We start from the raw sequence: 19,661 nt of genomic DNA, 5'->3' as shown, positions 1-19,661 counted from the left end.
ACGGATGGGAGGCGGCTCTTCATGTTCATCGCCGGACGCATTCTATCTTCCTTGCTAGTTATCGCGGGCACCTTGGTGCTGGTGTTCGCGATTCTCTATGTACTCCCAGGCGACCCGACGGATACGATGCTTGATCCGTCGGTTGCCACGCCGGAGATGGTTGCGAATTTGAAGCATCAATTAGGTACAGACCAACCCTTCTATATTCAGTTCTCCCGGTATATAAGCGATATGGTACAGGGGGATTTCGGAGACTCCCTATTAAATTCCGAACCGGTGCTGAATAAAATCATTGATCATTTTCCAGCTACGCTTGCCCTTACGGCAGTTAGTGCCTTGGTTGCGGCGGTAGTTGGCCTCGTATTAGGTGTCCTCTCGGCTATTCACAGGAATGGCCCAATTGATCTGATTGCCCGAGTTGTTGGATTGTTCGGCATCTCTATGCCGACCTTCTGGTCGGGTATTCTGCTGATTGTATTATTCAGTCTTAATCTAGGTTGGTTCCCGGCAATGGGATCTGGCGGATGGAAGACGCTGGTACTTCCAGCCCTAACTCTTGGAATAGTTGGGGCTGGTTTCATCGTAAGGATGGTGCGGAGCAGCATGCTTGATATTATCAATGAGCATTTTATGCTGACCCTGCGTGCCAAAGGATTGTCCGAACGGCTAGTGATGTATAAGCATGCACTGCGTAATGCACTTATTCCTGCTGTAACGATGGTTGGCATGCTGATCGGGGAAATGCTGGCAGGCACCGTTGTCATAGAGACGGTATTCTCGCGCCAAGGCATTGGCCGGATTATGTCTGACGCTCTGATGGCGAAGGATCTTCCGGTTGTGCAGGGCGTTATCTTTTTCACAGCGCTGATCTATGTCATCGTAAATCTGCTTGTCGACCTGTCTTACTCGATTATAGATCCAAGAGTGAGGCGCTCTACGTAAGGAGAAAGGAGCTGAAATTCGCATGCGTGAAGCAGCTACTGCCAGTACGATCTGGCAAAAGCAAAGAGGGCGGCGGCTTGCCGCTATACGTCTCAGGCGGTTCACGGCATCTAATCTGTTCGTACTGGGAGCTGTCACGGTCGTATTGTTCATCGTGGCTTGTGCGATCGTACCGTCCTTCATCGCTCCTTATTCACCAACGGAGATGTTAACGGACAGTATCATGGCCCCGCCAAGTGCTGCTCATCTGTTCGGGACGGATTATTTTGGCCGGGATATATTCAGTGTTGTCGTGTACGGAAGCCGTGATTCTCTGTTTATCGGGTTCGCATCCGTTATCGTTGGAGGTCTGGCTGGAGGGGCTGTTGGCGCTTTGTCGGGTTATGCAGGAGGCTGGATCGATGCGGTGCTGATGCGCTGCAACGATATTCTGATGACGATTCCCGGCATTTTGCTGGCACTTGCTATTGCAGGGGCACTTGGCAAAAGCTTGTTTAACATTGTGCTGGCTGTGGCAGTAGCCTCTATTCCGGGATATGCCCGTATTATGCGTTCGCAGATTATTAGTATTAAAGGCCGGACATTTATTCAAGCCTCTCAGGCGGCAGGCGCTTCTCCACTTCACATTTTCTGGAAGCATGTCCTGCCCAATTCGCTTTCTCCGCTGCTTGTAATGGCGACAATCGGCGTTGGAACATCGATTCTGACCGGCTCAGGACTTAGCTTTCTTGGTCTTGGTGTTCTTCGGGAAGTACCCGATTGGGGGACACTTCTGTCGCAGGGACGAGGTTATTTGACGGTTGCTTGGTGGATTTGTACTTTTCCAGGCGTTGCGATTACGTTATTTGTGCTTGCGGTCAATATCATTGGCGACAGGCTGAGAGACCAGTTGGATCCGAAGAAAAGTATGAGATAGGAAGGAGGCGGGAGCATTGCTCGATATTCAGGAGCTGTCTGTCGGGTTTCGTACGAAGCATGGCCCGCTGCAAGCCATTACGAATATAACGTTTTCCATACAGCCCGGGGAGACCGTCTGTCTTGTTGGCGAGTCTGGCAGTGGTAAGACCGTTACTTCTAAAGCCATTATGCGGCTGATTGATTATGAGAATGGCTCCATTACACATGGAAGTATTGTGCTGCAGGGCCGGGATATAGCATCACTGCCGGAAGCTGAGCTTCGTCGTTTGCGTGGGAAGCGGGTTGCGATGGTATTCCAAGAGCCAATGGCGGCATTTGACCCAGTCTTCACCATCGGACAACAGATAGTGGAGACGATTATACAGCACGAACGGGTCAGCCGGCGCGAGGCTTGGGAACGTGGAACCGAGCTGCTCACCCGTGTTGGAATACCTGAGCCTGCCATTCGGATGAAGCAATATCCCGGTGAATTATCCGGGGGCATGCTCCAGCGGGCGATGATTGCGATGGCGCTCTCCTGCGGGCCAGAGCTGCTTATCGCCGACGAGCCAACGACCGCACTTGATGTGACGATTCAGGCACAAATCTTACAGCTGCTGCAGGAATTGAAGCGGGAATTTGGGATGTCGATTCTGCTCATTACTCATGACTTGGGTATTGCTGCGGAGATGGCTGACCGAATTGTCGTTATGTATGCTGGTCAAATCGTCGAGCAAGGAACAGCTGCAGAGCTATTCGCGAAGCCGCGCCATCCGTACACAAGAGGGCTGCTGCAATCCATTCCACCGCTTGATAGTGTCCGAGGGGAGCGGCTGTACGCGATTAAAGGCTCGATTCCGCCACTATCGGCTCTTCCGTCCGGCTGTTTGTTTCACCCTCGCTGTGAGTATGCGACCGACCGCTGCAGAGCCGAAGCGCCGCCTCTAACTGACCGGAACGGCAGCGGGGCTGCCTGCTGGAATGAGGAGAGGGTTGCTGCAGAAGCGGCAGTCATTCTTCATAAAGGGAATATTCGAATTGATGAACTGGCTCTGTTAGAAGGACAGTTCACGGAAGCTGAGTCCCGCAGTGAAAGCGAAATTCTGTTTGTGGCGGAGCATCTGCATAAATATTATCCAGTCAAGCGTAAAAGCTTTACCGCCCCTCGTGCCTTCATCCGGGCGGTAGACGACGTCTCCTTTTCCATTCGGAAGAACGAGACGTTTGGTCTGGTTGGGGAATCAGGAAGCGGTAAATCCACACTAGGTCGTGTTCTGCTGCAGATGGAGCAGGCTACTTCAGGGAAAGTGCAGTTTCAAGGGAAAGAACTAACCAGTCTAGATGGCGCTGAGCTACGTTCCATGAGACGGGATATGCAGGTTATTTTCCAAGATCCCTATGGTTCCCTTAATCCAAGATGGACGATCGGGGACAGCATTGCCGAGCCGCTTAAGGTACATAGTGTGATGACGGGTTACGAGCGTAAGCATCGTGTGGAGGAATTACTGCAGCTGGTTGGTCTTGATGCGGCCAGCAGCAGCAAATATCCACATGAGTTCTCGGGAGGCCAGCGGCAGCGGATCGGCATTGCCCGGGCAATCGCCTTGAATCCAAGCTTTATTCTTGCAGATGAAGCGGTGTCTGCACTTGATGTCTCCGTCCAGGCGCAAATTGTTAACTTGCTTCAGGAGCTTCAGCAGCAGCTAGGGTTGACCTACTTATTCATCGCTCACGGATTACAGGTTGTACGGCATATTTCAGACCGGATTGGCGTCATGTATTTAGGCAAGTTAGTTGAAATAGCGCCTAGTGATGAATTGTTCCGTCGTCCAGCTCACCCTTACACGAAGCTGCTCATTGACTCGATTCCGCAGCCTGTTCCAGGTCAGAATAGCAGCGCTGCTGCCATCCAAGGTGAAATTCCATCACCTGCCAATCCGCCTAGCGGTTGCCGGTTCCATCCCCGTTGCCCGTTCGCAACAGAACGATGCAGGAAGGAGCAGCCGGAGCTTCGCCCACTAGGTGAGGATCGATACGCCGCCTGCCACTACACACTTATATGAAGCAAAATCAGCAGCAGGAGTCGGCTTCGTCTTTTCCAGCGTTCTGGCCGGTGTTGACGGCTATATTCATTGGCTCTTTCGTCGGCATGTATCATGTCGTCTCCCTTAACGTATCGCTCCCCGGTTTTATTCGTATATTTGGTACGGAGCTGCAAACCGTCCAGTGGATGATGACCGGATTTACACTAGCAAGCGGCATCGTTGTTCCGATCAGCGGTTACGCGATGGAACGGTTCGGCTGCAAGCGGTTGTTTCTATTTGCAATCGGGGGAATTACCGTAAGCTCGTTTCTATGTGCACAAGCGTGGAATGTTGAGGCGCTTATTGCTTTTCGTATTTTACAGGGACTCTTCTGCGGGCTTATCCAGCCAGTCTCGCTTGCTTTAATCTACAGATCAATTCGAGTCGAAAAACAGTCCTTTGCCCTAAGTGTATGGTCTTTCGCGACTGTACTTGGTACAGCGATTGGTCCATCCTTAAGCGGCTGGCTGCAAAGCTTTGACTGGCATCTTATCTTTCTTGTGACGGTGCCTGTGGGCATCATCGCATGGGTTGTAGGTGCAGTTGTTATTCCGAAGGACCAGGCGAACAGCCTTGCAAGGCTGGATTGGCCTGGTTTGCTGCTTGCTACGGGAGGAAGTCTTGCTCTGCTCCTGCTCTTTGGCAATATGAATGCATGGGGCTGGGACAATATGCTTACATGGACGATGCTGTTTATTGGCATTGGCTGTTTTGTTCTTTTTGTACGGCAGGCGCGCAGCAGTGATCATCCTTTGCTGCAGCTTCGGCTGCTGCTTAATCCAAGATTCTCGCTTAGTCTTATGGCATCCCTCATTTTATCGTTTGGACTATATGCCGTTGTCTATTTTATGCCGTTGTTATTAGTAGAGATGAAAGGTTTATCGCCCTTCAGGGTGGGGCTTCTCTTCCTGCCCGCAGCTGGATGCTTAACGATTGCTACGTTTGCGGCAGGCAAATGGTACAGCAGAATTGGTCCAGCCAAACTCATTATGATCGGCTGTTCTATTTTGTTCGTGAGCACCTATTATTTCAGCATGATGCCTCCGGAGACCAGTCTTGTTGTCATTATTATTTGGCTGGCTGTCCGTAATATCGGAACAGGCCTTGCCTCGACACCAACAACCAACGCAAGCATGTCAGCTGTTCCTAAGGAGTGGATTGGACACGCGTCCGCTTTGCTGAACTGGCTGAGACAGGTGTTCAGTGCTATGGCGTTAGGACTGTGTACTTCGTTATTTTATTCTCGGTTAGAGCTTCATCAATCTGAATTAGGCGGCGGTGTTGAGGGAACCAGTCAATATCGCCTTGCTTACATGCATAGCATTCATGATGTTTTTCTCGTATCAAGCATTATAGTGGCTTGTGCAATTCCAATTGCGCTGCTGCTTGGCAGACGAATGACGGCATCTCTTACGACACCAAAGGAGAGTGAAAGCTTATGAAATTCATCTGGTTCAGCCTCGTCATGAATCTCGCAAACCCGGTGACAGGCGAGCAGTTCACGACCAGTGAAAAATTCGAAAATATAATCAAGCAGGCTGAGCTTGCTGAAAAGTTGGGGTTTGACGGTTATGGCATTGGTGAGCGGCACGGAGCGCCATTCCTGTCGTCTTCACCGCCACTGCTGTTATCGGCTATTGCTGCAAGAACATCCCGTATCCGGCTGCTAACTGCAGTAACCGTATTAAGCGTACTGGATCCGGTTCGGGTTGCAGAGGATTATGCAACGCTTGATCACCTGTCCGGTGGACGACTCGAGATGATCATCGGCAAAGGTAATGATCCACGGCATTATCCGCTGTTTGGGATTACGGAAGAGGAACAGTGGGATTCGATGGAGGAGCGGTATGAACTGTTGAGGCGTCTATGGCAGGAGGAGAATGTGAGCTGGGAAGGGAAATATCGGCCAGCTCTTCATCAGGTGACCACGCAGCCAAGACCACTTCAGCGGCCGATTCCGATCTGGCATGGAAGCGCGTCCAGCACAAGGTCCACTGAACTCGCTGCACGTTACGGTGAGCCGATATTTTCCTCGAACAGCTTTCATCCACAGGCTAAATACAAAGATCTCATTGATCATTATCGCGAGCGGCTAGCCTATTACGGTCACGATCCTCAGAAAGCTGTAGTTGGTGCCGGTGCAGGCAGCTTGTATATCGCTAATACGACGGAAGAGGCGATCCGCCGGTACCGCCCTTATTATGAGGCGTTCCAATCAACAGCTGCAGCGCAGCATAACCAATCGCCGTTTACCTCGCTCGAGGACAATATAGCCAGAGGTCCAAGTCTGATCGGAAGCCCGGATCAGATCATTGAGAAAATACTAAACTACCAGGCGGCCTTTGGTCATCAGGTGTTGTCGCTTAGCGTAGATGGCTTGTCCGAAGCTGAGCAGCGGGAGCAGATGGAGCGGTTTGCAGCGGACATTGCCCCGGTGCTGCGCCGGGAGGTGCCGAGCAGCGTATGGGAGGCGCAAGTGAAGGGAGTATCGGTATCTTGAGCATAGACAGATGAAGAAATAAGACCCTACCAGGGTCTTATTTGGTTGGAAAGTAGCTAATTAGTAAGGGATAAGACCCTGCTAGGGTCTTATCGAATGTGGTATGGCGCGTGGACGTGCTGAAACGATAGACAGATGAAGAAATAAGACCCTGCCAGGGTCTTATTTGGTTGGAAAGTAGCTAATTAGTAAGGGATAAGACCCTGCTAGGGTCTTATCGAATGCTGGAAGTCGCGAGGACGTGCTGATACGGTAGGCAAATGGCGGAATAAGACCCTGCGAGGGTCTTATGTGGTAGAAAAGTAGCTAGTATGGAGGGGATAGGACCCTGCCAGGGTCTTATTGAATGTCGAAAGCGTAGAGGGCGTGCTGAAATAGTAGGCAGATGGAGAACTAAGACCCTGCGAAGGTCTTAGTTAGAAAAGTAGTGGCTAGTATGAAAGGGATAAGACCCTTTCTAGGGTCTTATCGAATGCCGTATGGCGTTTGGATGTACTGAAACGTAGAGGCGTTAAGGTCCCTGAGGGATTCTAACACGGATTAAAAGGTGCTATGTCTATAGGTTAAGATCCCTCAGGGATCTTAATTACAAGTTGCTGGCCATAAATCAGCCTATACTGGAGCTTCTAAGAGATTTTAAGATCCCTGAGGGACCTTAACTAGAATTAATAGGAGAAATTTGCAGGGGTTAAGGTCCTTTAGGGACCTAAACATAATTTACTTACAAAAAAGGGGCAGCCCCTAAAGCCACCGGCTTTGGGACTGCCCTTTTCCATTTACTCTGCTGCCAGGATCGTAAAATCAGCTAGCTGCACGGTTCCGCCATTCGCGAATAGCGTGATCTTCTCACAAGTCTGATCTGGGAAGATCAGGCTTGTCATTGCGGCTGTTCCATCTGCTAGGAACAACTCGATGGATGCAGCATCCACAAGAATCCTCAAGTTGAGGCTATCTGCTGGAGCCAGCTTCATCTGCTGAGGCTTGGCGAACATGTCCGAGAAATCATGTGGTCCGGCATGCTCACGAAGCAACGTAATCGTATGTTCCTGCGCAGCGTACTGAATGGTTGTGTATTGCTCTTTCGTATGATGAATGATAATGCCAATTTGCTCAGCCTCATTCTGCTCGGCTTTCAAGCGAAGCTCGAAGGCGTCGAGGGTACAATTAATATGTTGCGTAGCACCGTCAGCGAGTAAAACATTTTTCACGATAGAGGCTTCCTTAGAGAAGTGTTTTTCAAGCTCTTCAACGGGATGCTGAACAATAATAATTTCCCCGTTCTCCTCATGACGACGCAAACCAAGTGTTCTGGCTGCTGTCATCGAACCTCGGAAGCCATTCGACGGAACAGTGTTTGCATAACGCCAGTTGCTCATCCAAGCGATATAGATCCGGCGGCCATCTTCCTCAGGAATATCTGAGAAGCTGACGCCTGCATAGTTGTCGCGGCCGAAGTCGAGCCAGCGAAGCTTCTCATCATCAGGTGTAAAGACAGAACCGTCGAACTGTCCGATAAAGTACTGCGTACGCGAGCCTTCATCAAACTCCGGATTGTCGCCAACACTTACGAGCAGGACCCATCTGCTCTCGTCCGTACCTTCAATCGTCAAAGGGAAGAGGTCCGGGCATTCCCATACGCCGCCATGAAAGCCGATGCCATCGCCGAATTCGCTTTCAAGCTCCCATGTTTTTAAGTCTGATGAGGAATAGAAGGAGATCGTCTGGCCGGTTGCGAGCACCATCATCCACTTGCTGGAATCTTTGTGCCAGAAAACTTTCGGGTCACGGAAGTCGACCTTATCTGCCGAACGAAGCACCGGATTCCCCTCATATTTTGTCCAGCTTCTGCCGTTATCCTGGCTATAAGCAAGGCTTTGCGTCTGTACAGCTTGTTCACCTTTCACTTCGTGATGACTAGTAAAGATCGCGACGAGGCCAGGCTCCTCTGGGAAAAAGCCCGTTGTATTATGCCAGTCAACAACAGCGCTGCCTGAGAAAATTGTGCCGTTCTCATCGGGATAGAGAGCAATCTCTAATTCCTCCCAATGGACAAGATCCTTGCTTACGGTATGTCCCCAATGCATTGGACCCCATGTTGTTCCCGCAGGATGATATTGATAGAAGAGATGATATTCTCCATTAAAGAAGACGAGTCCATTCGGATCGTTAATCCAGTTCTGTTGAGGCGAAAAATGCCATAACGGCCGATATGCGCTATTTTTGATAGCTTCCAAGTAGACGTCCACCTTTTATGATTTGATATAGTTGTCGTAGCCGGTTTGTTTGATTTGCAGCCATTTGTCGAGACCTAGACGATTCAATTCTTTCAGGTAATCATTCCATTCCTCATCTACCTTGCCCGTCTTAATCCATTCCGCGCGTTTGCGATTTACATAGGAGAACAAGTCAGTCTCGATCGTTGACAGCGACTTCTGGTCTTCGAGGGAGAAGAAGATTTTCGGATAGTTATTATCTGCTGTCATATAAGGAACAAGCTTCTCCTTCATAATGTTCAGACGCCAAGCTGCATCATCCGGTTTCGTTGTGAATTTCCCATAGTATTCATCCAAGATGGCGAGAGGTCCGCCGATATTGGTCTTCTGACGAAGCTCTGCTGGTGCCGCACCTTCTAGTGGTAGATGCTCCAGCATGCCTTTTGCCTCATCAAATTTGAAAATGTTCTGTTGGGTTTCGTCACCATAAGTACCCCAGTTGTCTTGTACCGATTGAAGTGGATCATACAGCTGGTCAATCCATTTGGCTGTCAGCTCTACATTTTTGTTCGCGCTTGTAATAACCATACGTCCACGGTCAAAGCCATAGTTATTTGTGCGAGTAACGTTAACCTCACCGGATGGGCCGGCAAGCGGCTGCATCAGATCGTATTTGTCGTTGCTGCCTGTAATGTTGGCTTTATCCCAGGTGAAGTACAAGCCGTAACGCTCATCCTGGCCTTTTGCCAGGAAGGTATTGTAATCTTGTTCGAAGGACTCTTCGTCGATCAAATCGTTAGCGTAAAGATCATGCAAATAGTTAACGGCATCTTTGTAGCCGTCTTGATCGGCTGTAAATACAACCTTGCCGTCATTAGTAACGACCGTATGGTCGCCGTTATCGCCAAGGCCAAACGCGCCAAACAGGAAGTTCAGATCCTCGTTGCCGTTGTTCATCACGACGCTTAATGGAATCTCGTCAGCTTGGCCGTTGCCGTTTGGATCGTCCTTTTTGAATGCAATCAGCACGTTCTTCAGTTCTTCCGTTGTTGTAGGCATTTTCAAACCAAGCTTATTCAGCCATTCCACGTTAATCCACGGGATGTCATTGACGGAGTGGATGCTTTCTTTGCCAGCGCCAAGCTCCTCAATCCAAGGGAAGCTGTAAATATGACCATCAGGTGCAGTAATCATCGCTTTGTATTCCGGCGCGGCATCAAGCACTTTTTGCAAATTAGGCATGTATTGGGTAATGATGTCTTCCAGCGGGATAATCGTCTTGTCTGTGCCCAGCTTCAGCAGATCGTAGTCGGAATAAGCCGCATCTAGAATCGCATCTGGCAGATCGCCGCTGGCTACCGCGAGATTTCTCTTCTCCACAAATGAGTCCGAAGTGATGTTCTTCCAATTGATGCGAACGCCGCTCTTCTCTTCAAGCCGCTTGTAGATCAGCTTTTGATTCGGATCGGTTGGGGCGAGCGGCGAGCTTTGGGTCATGAAGTTCAGCGAAACCTTTTCCTGAAGCGGGAAGGACACATTGGTCAGCTCATAGCTTTTGGATGCGGCTGAGCCTTTGTCGCCTCCGCTGCTGCAGCCTGCGATCATTGAGATAGATAATGCGAGTGCGGTTGCGGAATAAATCGTTTTTTTCATAAGATTATTTCCCCCGTATATGTTATTTGATGGAACCGACCATAACGCCTTTCTCGAAATACTTCTGGAAGAACGGATACATAATGATGAGTGGTAGACTGGAAACAACGATAGACGAATATTTGATCATCTCCGACAGCTTCTTCAGCTCCGCTTGGGCGAGAATATCCGAGATCATGCTCGGATCAACCTGGTTCTGGATGAGGATCGAACGCAGTACAAGTTGAAGTGGGAAGAGCTGGCTGTTATCGAGATAAATCATGGCGTCGAAATACGAGTTCCATTGTCCAACGAACGCATACAGCGCCAGAACAAAGATAATCGGTTTGGATAGAGGCAGGATGATTTGGAAAAAGAGTCTCTGATCCGTTGCACCATCAATCTGAGCAGCTTGATTTAATTCCTTTGGAATACCAGCAAAATAGGTTCTCGCCAAAATAATGTTGTACACGCTGACCGCACCGGGCAAAATTATTGCCCAGATCGTGTTGAGCATGTTCATATCCTTCACGACCAAATATGTTGGGATCAGGCCGCCGCTGATGAACATCGTGATGAGGAAGAAAACCATAAACAGCTTCTTGCCAACAAATCCCTGGATGCTAAGCGGATAGGCGGCAAAGACAGATACGATAACTGTTGCCAGTGCAAAACCTGTGGAATACAGGATCGCGTTAAGGAAGCCTCTTAACATCGCGGCATTGCCTAATATTTTCTCGTACCCGGTTATGCTCCAGTCCGAGCTGTTAAGGGACAGCCCTTTCGTTAGCAGCACATTGGGGTTCAAAAAGGAGGCAAGGAGTACGTACAGAAGCGGAAAGAGAACGATCAGCACGAGCAAGGCAAGCAGCACATAGGTGATACCGAGTAGAACGCGGTCCCTTGGGGAATGATGAATGTCCATGTGACAGGACCTCCTAAAAAGAATTGTCACCCAAACAGCTGATAAGCTGTTCGTGATGATTCTTGCGTCGTAAGCATTGGCTTAAAGAGTTGTCACCCAAACAGCTGATAAGCTGTTCGTGATGATTCTTGCATCGTAAGCATTGGCTTAAAGAATTGTCACCCAAACAGCTGATAAGCTGTTCGTGATGATTCTTACATCGTAAGCATTAACTTTAATACAGCCCTTCGCCTTCGTTCAGCCGCTTCACGACTGTATTGACGAGGACGAGCAGGATGATGTTAATGAGTGAATTGAATAGGCCGATTGCGGTGGAATAGGCATAATCGCCGGACTGTAGACCAACCTTGTATACATAGGTAGCAATAATCTCAGAAGTTGGCGTATTCATCGCGGTTTGCATTAGAAAGGCTTTTTCATAACCGATCGACATGATACCGCCTGCTGCTAAGATGAACAGAACCGCCATCACCGGCTTCAGAGTTGGCAGGTCAATATGCCAGATACGTCGCAGGAGCGAAGCACCATCTACGGTTGCCGCGTCATGAAGCTGCGGATCAACATTGGATAGGGCAGCTACATAAATAATCGAAGCCCAGCCAGCACCCTGCCAGATACCTGATAAAATGTAGACCGAGCGGAAATAGGCGGGATCGGACATAAACGAGATTGGCTTATCCGTAAACATCGTCACAAGTGAGTTAACGAGTCCAGTAGGAGACAGGAACACGAATAGCATACCGGTAAGGACAACAACAGATATAAAGTTAGGTGCGTATAGGATCAGCTGTATATTTTTCTTGATCCTAGGGCCTCTGAGTTGGTTGAGCATAAGCGCGAGAACAATTGGAACCGGGAAGCCCAGCAGCAATCCGTAGAGGCTCAGCTTCAGCGTGTTCATAAAGATGTCGTAGAAGTTGGGTGACGACAGGAAACGGTGAAAATGTTCAAGCCCAACCCATTCACTGCCCATAATGCCTTGCAGCGGACTGAAGTTTTTGAAGGCGATAATCGAGCCGTACATCGGGATGTACTTGAATACAATCGTCAGCACGACGGCTGGCAGAAGGAAGAGATAAAGCGTGTAATTTCTGAACACATAATAAATCCAGCTTGGCTTTTGTTTTCTGGTAATGGATGTACTTGCCAATGATAATCCCCCTTAAGAGTGCGCTTTCAATTGGACCTCGGAAAAGGAAGAAGAATACGTTTTCCCGATTTCAGGGCAATTATATGTCAACCGGATGACATATGTCAACCGGTTTCATAAATTCTGATTTTGTGGTTTAATCATAGAGATATTAAGCTTATAATAAGTTCCATAAAGCGGTAAGACAGGAATGAGGTGAGGCATTGAATCCGAAAATCAGTGATGTGGCCGATAAAGCTGGCGTATCGAAAACAACCGTTTCGCGGGTACTTAACAATCGCGGATATATCAGCCAGGAAACGAAAGACGCTGTATATGGTGCGATGAAGGAACTGAATTATTTTCCGAATGATGTGGCAAGGTCGTTATTTAATAAAAAGACGAATTTGATCGGGCTCATTCTCCCAACGGTGAACAATCCGTTCTTTAGTGAGCTTGCCTTCTATATCGAGAGTATCTGTTCGGAAAAAGGCTATAAGGTGCTGCTCTGCAACAGTCTCCACAGCAAGGACAATGAGGAGCGTTACCTCGATATGCTGCTGCGTAATCAGGTCGATGGTATTATCGTCTGCTCTCATAACCGTGGCCTTAATCATTACAATCATGGCAAAATGGCTGTTGTTGCAATTGACCATTATTTAGCTCCTACTATTCCAGTAGTTGGCTCGGATAACTATAACGGCGGCAAACTGGCGACAGAGCTGCTTTTGGAGAAGGGCTGTCAGCATATTGTCCATATTAATGGACCGATTGAACTGGAGACGCCAGCGAATTTACGGCGGAAAGCCTATGAAGATGTGATGAGAGAAAGCGGTCGTGAGCCGATCGTGTATGAGAATCATCAGTCGTTTGATCAGAAGTCCTATTCGAATCTGTTTGATCAGATTTTTGCCGAGCAGATAGAGGTGGACGGTGTATTTGCCAGTGATGATCTGATTGCAGCGACTTTTATCCAATATGCGAAGAAAAAAGGACTCCGTATTCCGGAGGATATTAAAGTCGTCGGCTATGACGGCTCGGAAACGGTACAAGCCTTTCTGCCGGAGTTGACTACGATTCAGCAGCCGATTAAAGAAATTGCGTACGAATGTGTACGGATCTTATCGGAGCAGATTGACGGTGCGGCCGACCATGAGGCAGAGGAAGTCTCTTTGCCTGTTCGTTTACTGGAACGGGAAACCACTTAAAAGGTGGTTTTCTTTTTGGAGCTTATGTCAACCGGTTAACATAGAAGAGGAGGATTAGAATGATGGGGAAAGTTATCTGTATTGGCGAACTGCTGATTGATTTTTTCTGCATGGATATTGATGTGGATCTGGTTCATGGCGGGCAATTTGTAAAAAAAGCAGGAGGAGCTCCGGCGAACGTCAGCGCTGCAGTCACCAGGCTTGGTGGCAGCTCTGCCTTTGTTGGGAAGGTTGGGAATGATCCGTTCGGACAATATTTGAAGCGGACGCTCGAACAGGAAAATGTCGATACATCTATGCTGATGATGGATGCGAATGCACCTACAACGCTGGCTTTCGTATCGCTGGAGGCAAGCGGGGAGCGGGATTTTGTTTTTAACCGAGGAGCTGACCGGCTTGTAACTGCAAATGAGATCGACCGAGGCCGTCTTTATGAAGCGGAGGTTCTGCATTTTGGCTCGGCGACAGCTTTACTGGAGGATCCTTTTCGTACTACGTATGTGGAGTTGATGCAGGGTGCTGCGAGGAACGGACGGCCGTTTATTTCATTTGATCCGAATTACCGTAAAGACCTGTGGGCAGACAGATTGTCCGAATTTGTTGAGCTGGCGCGCAAAGGGGCGGCGATTGCTGATCTGGTTAAAGTCAGTGAGGAAGAACTGCATCTGATGACGGGAATAGCGGACCGCATAGAGGCTATCCACTCGTTGCAAGAGCTTGGGGCAAAGCGGGTATGTGTGACGCTTGGTAAGAATGGAACTTTGGTGTCAGATGGTACAGCTATGATTCAAGTGCCAAGCATTGTGGTTAAGTCGATTGATTCCACTGGTGCAGGGGATGCTTTTGTTGGTGCTTTATTGGATCAGATCAGCAGGGTGGAGGAGCCGAAATCGTTTCTCTCATTCGAGCAGCTTGCTGCATTTGTGGCGTTTGCGAATAAAGTAGGGGCGATCGTCTGTACGAAGGTTGGCGCTATCGCGGCACTTCCAACACTCGAAGAAGTGAATCAGTATCATGCATAAGTAAAGAAGGAGACAACGATCCAATGTGACCGCTGCCTCCCTTTATTTTGTTTAGTGATACGCTGGAGTCTCAATACCGCAAGGTCCGCCATCCGGATTAGCTTCTAGAGACAGTTCAGAGCCGTCTGCTTTATAAAGCGGGTTATACCAGTGCGAGATCGACAGCGCGCTGCTGTTCGCATAGTGGGAAATAAACGCCCGGCGGAAGCGCTCCTTCGATTTGTTACGGTAAGAGCCGTGAATCAGATTGCCGTTGAAGAACAGGATATCGCCAGGCTCCATAATAGCTGCAACCGGCTTTTCTTCTTTTGGAGGCTTCACGTAATGGTTGGTGAATGATTCGTTAGAATCCGATTCTTCTGGACAAACGATGTCATAGGTGTTCGTTTTTGGTACGAGCAGCATACAGCCGTTCTCTTCGTCACAGCGGTCGATTGCTGCCCAAGCGGCAATACAGTTACCCGGTTCGACTTTCAAATAGAAGTTATCCTGATGCAGCGCTTGCCCGCGTGAGCCCGGCGGTTTGTAATAGAACATACTCTGCGCAGCAAGAGCTTCTTCTCCGTACAGATCATGCATGATTTCGAGAACACCAGGATGAAGCATATAGCTTTTGCTCAGCTCGTTGAATCGGTGAGGATGCATCACTCGCGGATAGCGGCGCAGCGGATCCTCTTGCTCACCTTCCATTACAGGCTCAAAATAGCCGGGTACAGGAGTAAGGCTGATTTTCTCGAATTCTGCCTTAATTTCCTCTATCTCTTCCTTGTTCCAAACCCCTTTTACGATGACATAACCTTCGGTTTCGAACTGCTTCATCTGCTCTTCGGTAAGCACTTTAAGTGACTGTGTCATTTCGACTGCCCCTCTCCTTTGGTTGCTGCTTCTTCTTGTCTCTAATTGTATGGAATTAAGGGGGACGATTGAAGTCGGGATTATGCTCATTACTGCTTGGATTCTGCTATTATGCTGGACGGATGCTCTGTTAAGCCTTACGCTTATGGTAACGAGAGAAGGCAGGTGGAGGCAGTGGCAATTGAATCGAAGAATGGCATTCTAACCGGACATTTCCGGGAAAATGATACGTATTCCATGGCGAGGCCTAGTGGACGAGAGGATTGGCTGCTTGTATTTACACTGGAGGGGCAGGGCTATTTCCATACGCCTGCCGGAGAGAAGGAATGCAAAGCAGGCGAGCTGGTGCTGCTCCGAAAGGGCGTTCCTCATACGTATGGTACGGTAAAAGGGGGATCGTGGAATTTCATGTGGGTACATTTCAAGCGGGTACCGGAGTCATCTCTGCTTCCAGATGAGGAAGTGCTGATCTGCCCGCTGCCCTCGAGTGAGCTGCAGCGGCGAGTACTCCGAATATTCCGGTCACTGCTTCATGATTCCAGGGCGCAAGTCGGCTTCTGGCAGGAGCTGTGCGATAATCAGCTGAGTGCCTTAATTCTGCTGATGGCTGGTCAGCTGGCGGATAAACTGGATTATCGTGTCAGCCAAGTTATGCGTATTTTATCCGCCCAGATGCAGGAGCCTTTATCCATTAACGAGCTGTCGGCACGGGTAGGGCTGTCCGCCTCCCGGCTGTCTCATCTGTTCAAAGCTGAGACCGGCAGATCGATTGTCGATACGCTCAACAACATGCGTCTGGAACAGGCCGCGCTGCTTATGCTGCAAGCAGGCCGGACAGCAGGCGAAGCGGCTTTTGACGTGGGCTTCCAAAGCTATAACCATTTCGCTGCGTTGTTCCGCAGACGGTATGGCTGCGGGCCGGCGGAGTATAAGCGAAAGACGGATAGTGAATGAGCCTACACCCTCGCCTTGAACTGGCTAGGCGTTACGCCAGCGAATTTCTTGAACTGCCGCATGAAATGCGTCTCATGCTCATAGCCGCATCGTGCGGCTATTGCAGATACGGTTAAGGAGCTGTTCTTAAGCAGATATTTGGCGAGCTCCAGTCTGCCGTTGATCATATCGGTCACAACCGAGCAGCCGAATATATCTTTATAGAGATGCTGGAAATAAGACTTGCTGAGGTGAACGCGGTCGGCCAGCATCTCTACGGTTACATGGCTTTGCGGTGAGTTATACAGCTCATCTCGAAGCTCCGAGAACTGCCGGATATACCGACCTGGTCTCTCGGGATGTTGAGACAGTTCATATAGATTACTCAGCTTCATTAGAAGCGCCCGAATGTCAGTATCCAGAATACGCTCCATCAAATGCCCACCCTGCTTCTGCACCCGGTGCAGTTCCATAATACTCTTGGAGATAAGCATCGGATCAACCGCCTGCACAAGCGTGTCGAGTGGGAAATTTAGTTCGGCAAGCAGCCCCCGCAGTTCTTCTCCCTTGCAGTGAAACCAGTCGTTAATAAACGGCAGTTCAATCTCCTTATAAGAATGCGGTGTATCCGGCTGGAACAGGATAAACGAATCGCTGTCGGCAATCATTCGCTCTCCCCGTACAATCACTTCAGACGTTTTTTTGAACAAGACAAAAGCATAATCTCCCGAGCCATGAGGCCGGATAATAGATATGCCGGTAGGATGGACAAAGCGGTAGCCGCAGCTGTCTAATCGGATAATGATGAACAACTCCGTTTCTCGAAAAAAGCAGGATAGGTCAGTTTTTTCTCATTATAGTGAATTGTTGACGCTTCCACAATCCCATACAATCTTAGTAGAGGAAATAAATAATGTCCTGCCTGCGAACGGAGCTGAAGCAAACATGACAACCACAGAATCTGTCAGTAAGAAAGAGCGGGATGGCTGTAAGGGATGCTCAGCTGATGTGAAAGTGACGGTCGAGCAGATCCAGCGCCTGATATCCAAAATAAAAGCGGATGCCTGCGTGACCGATGAGCTGTATGCAAAGCGGCTTGAGGCGTGCGGGAATTGCGCGAGTCTGGCTTATGACACAACCTGCATGCACTGCGGATGTCTGGTTCAGGTACGAGCAAAGCTGAAGGACAAGGGATGCCCTCACCCGCAGAAGGCTGTTCGAGAGCAATGGGAGCAATCAACTAAGTTAATGCTTACGAGGTAAGAATCATCACAATTCTTTTTAGGAGGCAAAACAGGATGAATAAAGCAGTTGTACATACGGACTGGAGTATCGGCACGATTAATAAGAACATATATGGCCATTTTGCAGAGCATTTAGGCAGATGTATTTATGAAGGAATGTGGGTAGGGGAAGATTCCGAGATCCCAAACACGGACGGTATTCGTAATGACGTCATTGAGGCGCTGCGCAACCTGAAAGTTCCTGTTCTCCGTTGGCCGGGCGGTTGTTTTGCGGACGAGTATCACTGGAAGGACGGCATTGGTCCTCGTGAGACTCGTAAGAGAATGGTTAATACACACTGGGGCGGCGTTGTGGAAAATAACCACTTCGGTACGCATGAGTTCTTCCGTCTGTGTGAGCTGATTGACGCTGAACCGTATATTTGCGGCAACGTAGGCAGCGGAACGATTCAGGAAATGTCCGAATGGATGGAGTACATGACCTTCGACGGTGATTCCCCAATGGCGAATCTGCGCCGGCAGAATGGTCAGGAGAAGCCTTGGAAGCTAAAATATTTTGGCGTGGGTAACGAGAACTGGGGCTGCGGCGGTGAGATGCTTCCGGAGCATTATGCGGATCTGTATCGCAACTTCCAGACATATGTACGTCAATACGGCGACAATAAACTCTACAAAATTGCTGGTGGCGCAAACTCAGACGACTACAGATGGACCGATGTTTTGATGAACAAAGCGGAGCGTTTCATGAGTGGTCTGAGCCTCCATTATTACACGGTGCCTGGCACTTGGGCGGATAAAGGCTCAGCAACCGAGTTTGATGAGAACGACTGGTTCGTAACGATGAAAAAAGCGGCTCATATGGATGAGCTCCTCACCCGCCATAGCACGGAGATGGACCGTTATGACCCGAACAAACGTGTTGGCCTTATTGTCGATGAATGGGGAACTTGGTTCAACGTAGAGCCGGGCACCAATCCAGGCTTCCTCTACCAGCAAAGTACGATGCGTGATGCACTGGTAGCTGCGGTTAACCTTCACATTTTCCATAAGCATTGCGATCGTGTACAGATGGCGAACATTGCGCAGATGGTTAACGTGCTGCAGGCAGTAGTCTTGACCGAAGGCGACAAAATGCTGCTCACGCCAACGTATCATGTGCTTGAGATGTACAATGTCCATCAAGATGCTGAGGCGCTTGCAATTCACGGTGAGTTTGGCAAAGTAAATGCCGATGGCAAGGAGCTTGATCAAGTTGGCATTACGGCGTCGAAGAAAGACGGCGTTATCCATGTCAGCTTGTACAACCTGCATCCGTCCGAGCAATCGGAGATCAGCCTGGAGCTTCGTGGCACCGAGGGCGGCTTCAATTGCACAGGCAAGCTGCTTGCAGCAGATACCGTTCATGCTCATAATACTTTCGAGGATCCGGCAAAAGTAAGCGTGAAGTCATTCTACGAAGCTAAGATCGAGAACGGTAAATTGAGCCTCAATTTGCCGGCTGCATCAGTGGTAACATTGCGACTGGAGCAATAGTCGGGCGAAAAATAGAAGCCGTTACGACCCGAAAGGGTCTTAACGGCTTTTTTGATATTACTCCTACTGAAGAAGTGGCCATAGTGGCAGGTTCACGGGTACATAAGGTCCCTGAGGGAACTTAAGTCAGCGCATGCTGTCTCTGCTTGGCAAGTTAAGGTCCTTTAGAAACCTTAACTTGCCGGGATTGTTCAGTTGAACGATGAAAACGGTGGGTTCACGGGTACATAAGGTCCCTGAGGGACCTTAAGTCAGTACATGCTGCCCCTGCTTGGTGAGTTATGGTCCTTTAGGGACCTTAACTTATAGATTAATCATTAAAATTAGCCCAGCTCGGGTGCGAGCAGATGAAATAAGACCCTCGTGGGGTCTTATTTGGCAACAGTAGAGTAGATTGGGAGACAATAAGACCCCGTCAGGGTCTTATTGGTCCGCGTAAGTGTAAAAACTGGCCTAACTCGGGTGCGAACAGATGAAATAAGTCCCTCGCAGGGTCTTATTTGGCAACAGTAGAGTAGATTGGGAGGCAATAAGACCCCGTCAG

The 19,661-nt window shown here is 49.2% G+C and carries 16 protein-coding genes; 10 read left to right on the top strand and 6 right to left on the bottom strand.

Going from position 1 to position 19,661, the window contains the following annotated elements; genetic code table 11:
* Window positions 1–21 precede the first annotated feature (21 nt).
* Genes AC0YNT_RS03680 through AC0YNT_RS03660 form a run of 5 tightly spaced genes read left to right on the top strand, consistent with a single transcriptional unit; the run spans window position 22 to window position 6,423 of the window.
* Window positions 22–942, top strand: a complete 921-nt coding sequence (locus AC0YNT_RS03680; RefSeq protein WP_475803379.1) for an ABC transporter permease — start codon at window positions 22–24, stop codon at window positions 940–942.
* A 22-nt stretch (window positions 943–964) separates the two neighbouring features.
* The gene (locus AC0YNT_RS03675; RefSeq protein WP_475803378.1) at window positions 965–1,858 is read left to right on the top strand and encodes an ABC transporter permease; all 894 of its coding nucleotides are present in this window, start codon (window positions 965–967) and stop codon (window positions 1,856–1,858) included.
* 16 nt (window positions 1,859–1,874) lie between these two features.
* Window positions 1,875–3,902 carry an ABC transporter ATP-binding protein gene (locus AC0YNT_RS03670; RefSeq protein WP_475803377.1) on the top strand — a complete coding sequence of 676 codons (2,028 nt, stop codon included), beginning with the start codon at window positions 1,875–1,877 and terminating at the stop codon, window positions 3,900–3,902.
* The gene (locus AC0YNT_RS03665; RefSeq protein WP_475803376.1) at window positions 3,899–5,365 is read left to right on the top strand and encodes a DHA2 family efflux MFS transporter permease subunit; all 1,467 of its coding nucleotides are present in this window, start codon (window positions 3,899–3,901) and stop codon (window positions 5,363–5,365) included. Before AC0YNT_RS03670 ends, AC0YNT_RS03665 begins: the two co-directional genes overlap by 4 nt.
* Window positions 5,362–6,423: an LLM class flavin-dependent oxidoreductase gene (locus AC0YNT_RS03660; protein ID WP_475803375.1), complete on the top strand. Its 1,062-nt coding sequence runs from the start codon at window positions 5,362–5,364 to the stop codon at window positions 6,421–6,423. The genes AC0YNT_RS03665 and AC0YNT_RS03660 overlap by 4 nt, the downstream gene beginning before the upstream one ends.
* A gap of 776 nt (window positions 6,424–7,199) precedes the next feature.
* Here AC0YNT_RS03660 and AC0YNT_RS03655 read toward each other — a convergent pair.
* The 4 genes from AC0YNT_RS03655 to AC0YNT_RS03640 all read right to left on the bottom strand — a co-directional run bounded on the left by AC0YNT_RS03655 (window position 7,200) and on the right by AC0YNT_RS03640 (window position 12,343).
* Entirely contained in the window at window positions 7,200–8,657 is a 1,458-nt protein-coding gene (locus tag AC0YNT_RS03655; protein WP_475803374.1) for a glycoside hydrolase family 32 protein, read from the bottom strand.
* Window positions 8,658–8,672: 15 nt separating this feature from the next.
* Window positions 8,673–10,289, bottom strand: coding sequence for an ABC transporter substrate-binding protein (locus AC0YNT_RS03650; RefSeq protein ID WP_475803373.1), 1,617 nt, complete (start codon window positions 10,287–10,289; stop codon window positions 8,673–8,675).
* 22 nt (window positions 10,290–10,311) lie between these two features.
* Window positions 10,312–11,193: a carbohydrate ABC transporter permease gene (locus AC0YNT_RS03645; protein WP_475803372.1), complete on the bottom strand. Its 882-nt coding sequence runs from the start codon at window positions 11,191–11,193 to the stop codon at window positions 10,312–10,314.
* 214 nt (window positions 11,194–11,407) lie between these two features.
* On the bottom strand, window positions 11,408–12,343 hold the full coding sequence (locus tag AC0YNT_RS03640) for an ABC transporter permease (RefSeq protein WP_475803371.1): 936 nt from the start codon (window positions 12,341–12,343) through the stop codon (window positions 11,408–11,410).
* Between the two features lie 203 nt (window positions 12,344–12,546).
* Between AC0YNT_RS03640 and AC0YNT_RS03635 the strand changes: the two genes are divergently transcribed.
* Window positions 12,547–13,530, top strand: a complete 984-nt coding sequence (locus tag AC0YNT_RS03635; RefSeq protein ID WP_475803370.1) for a LacI family DNA-binding transcriptional regulator — start codon at window positions 12,547–12,549, stop codon at window positions 13,528–13,530.
* 59 nt (window positions 13,531–13,589) lie between these two features.
* A complete protein-coding gene (locus AC0YNT_RS03630; protein ID WP_475803369.1) occupies window positions 13,590–14,552 on the top strand; it encodes a carbohydrate kinase family protein in 963 nt (320 codons plus the stop codon).
* A gap of 51 nt (window positions 14,553–14,603) precedes the next feature.
* Here AC0YNT_RS03630 and AC0YNT_RS03625 read toward each other — a convergent pair whose 3' ends face one another.
* Window positions 14,604–15,407, bottom strand: a complete 804-nt coding sequence (locus AC0YNT_RS03625) for a phytanoyl-CoA dioxygenase family protein (protein ID WP_167279266.1) — start codon at window positions 15,405–15,407, stop codon at window positions 14,604–14,606.
* Between the two features lie 174 nt (window positions 15,408–15,581).
* On the opposite strand from AC0YNT_RS03625, the gene AC0YNT_RS03620 reads away from it, so the two are divergent.
* Window positions 15,582–16,361: a helix-turn-helix domain-containing protein gene (locus tag AC0YNT_RS03620; protein WP_475803368.1), complete on the top strand. Its 780-nt coding sequence runs from the start codon at window positions 15,582–15,584 to the stop codon at window positions 16,359–16,361.
* Window positions 16,362–16,363: 2 nt separating this feature from the next.
* Here the strand turns inward: AC0YNT_RS03620 and AC0YNT_RS03615 are convergent, their stop codons facing one another.
* The gene (locus AC0YNT_RS03615; RefSeq protein WP_475803367.1) at window positions 16,364–17,152 is read right to left on the bottom strand and encodes a helix-turn-helix transcriptional regulator; all 789 of its coding nucleotides are present in this window, start codon (window positions 17,150–17,152) and stop codon (window positions 16,364–16,366) included.
* 133 nt (window positions 17,153–17,285) lie between these two features.
* Between AC0YNT_RS03615 and AC0YNT_RS03610 the strand changes: the two genes are divergently transcribed.
* Both AC0YNT_RS03610 and AC0YNT_RS03605 read left to right on the top strand, forming a co-directional pair.
* Window positions 17,286–17,603, top strand: a complete 318-nt coding sequence (locus AC0YNT_RS03610; RefSeq protein ID WP_475803366.1) for a DUF6171 family protein — start codon at window positions 17,286–17,288, stop codon at window positions 17,601–17,603.
* A gap of 35 nt (window positions 17,604–17,638) precedes the next feature.
* Window positions 17,639–19,117, top strand: coding sequence for an alpha-N-arabinofuranosidase (locus AC0YNT_RS03605; RefSeq protein ID WP_475803365.1), 1,479 nt, complete (start codon window positions 17,639–17,641; stop codon window positions 19,115–19,117).
* Window positions 19,118–19,661: the final 544 nt, after the last annotated feature.

The organism is Paenibacillus sp. J22R56 (assembly GCF_056269375.1).
Note: the sequence above shows the minus strand (reverse complement) of the source record. Positions and strands in the feature narration are given on the sequence as shown.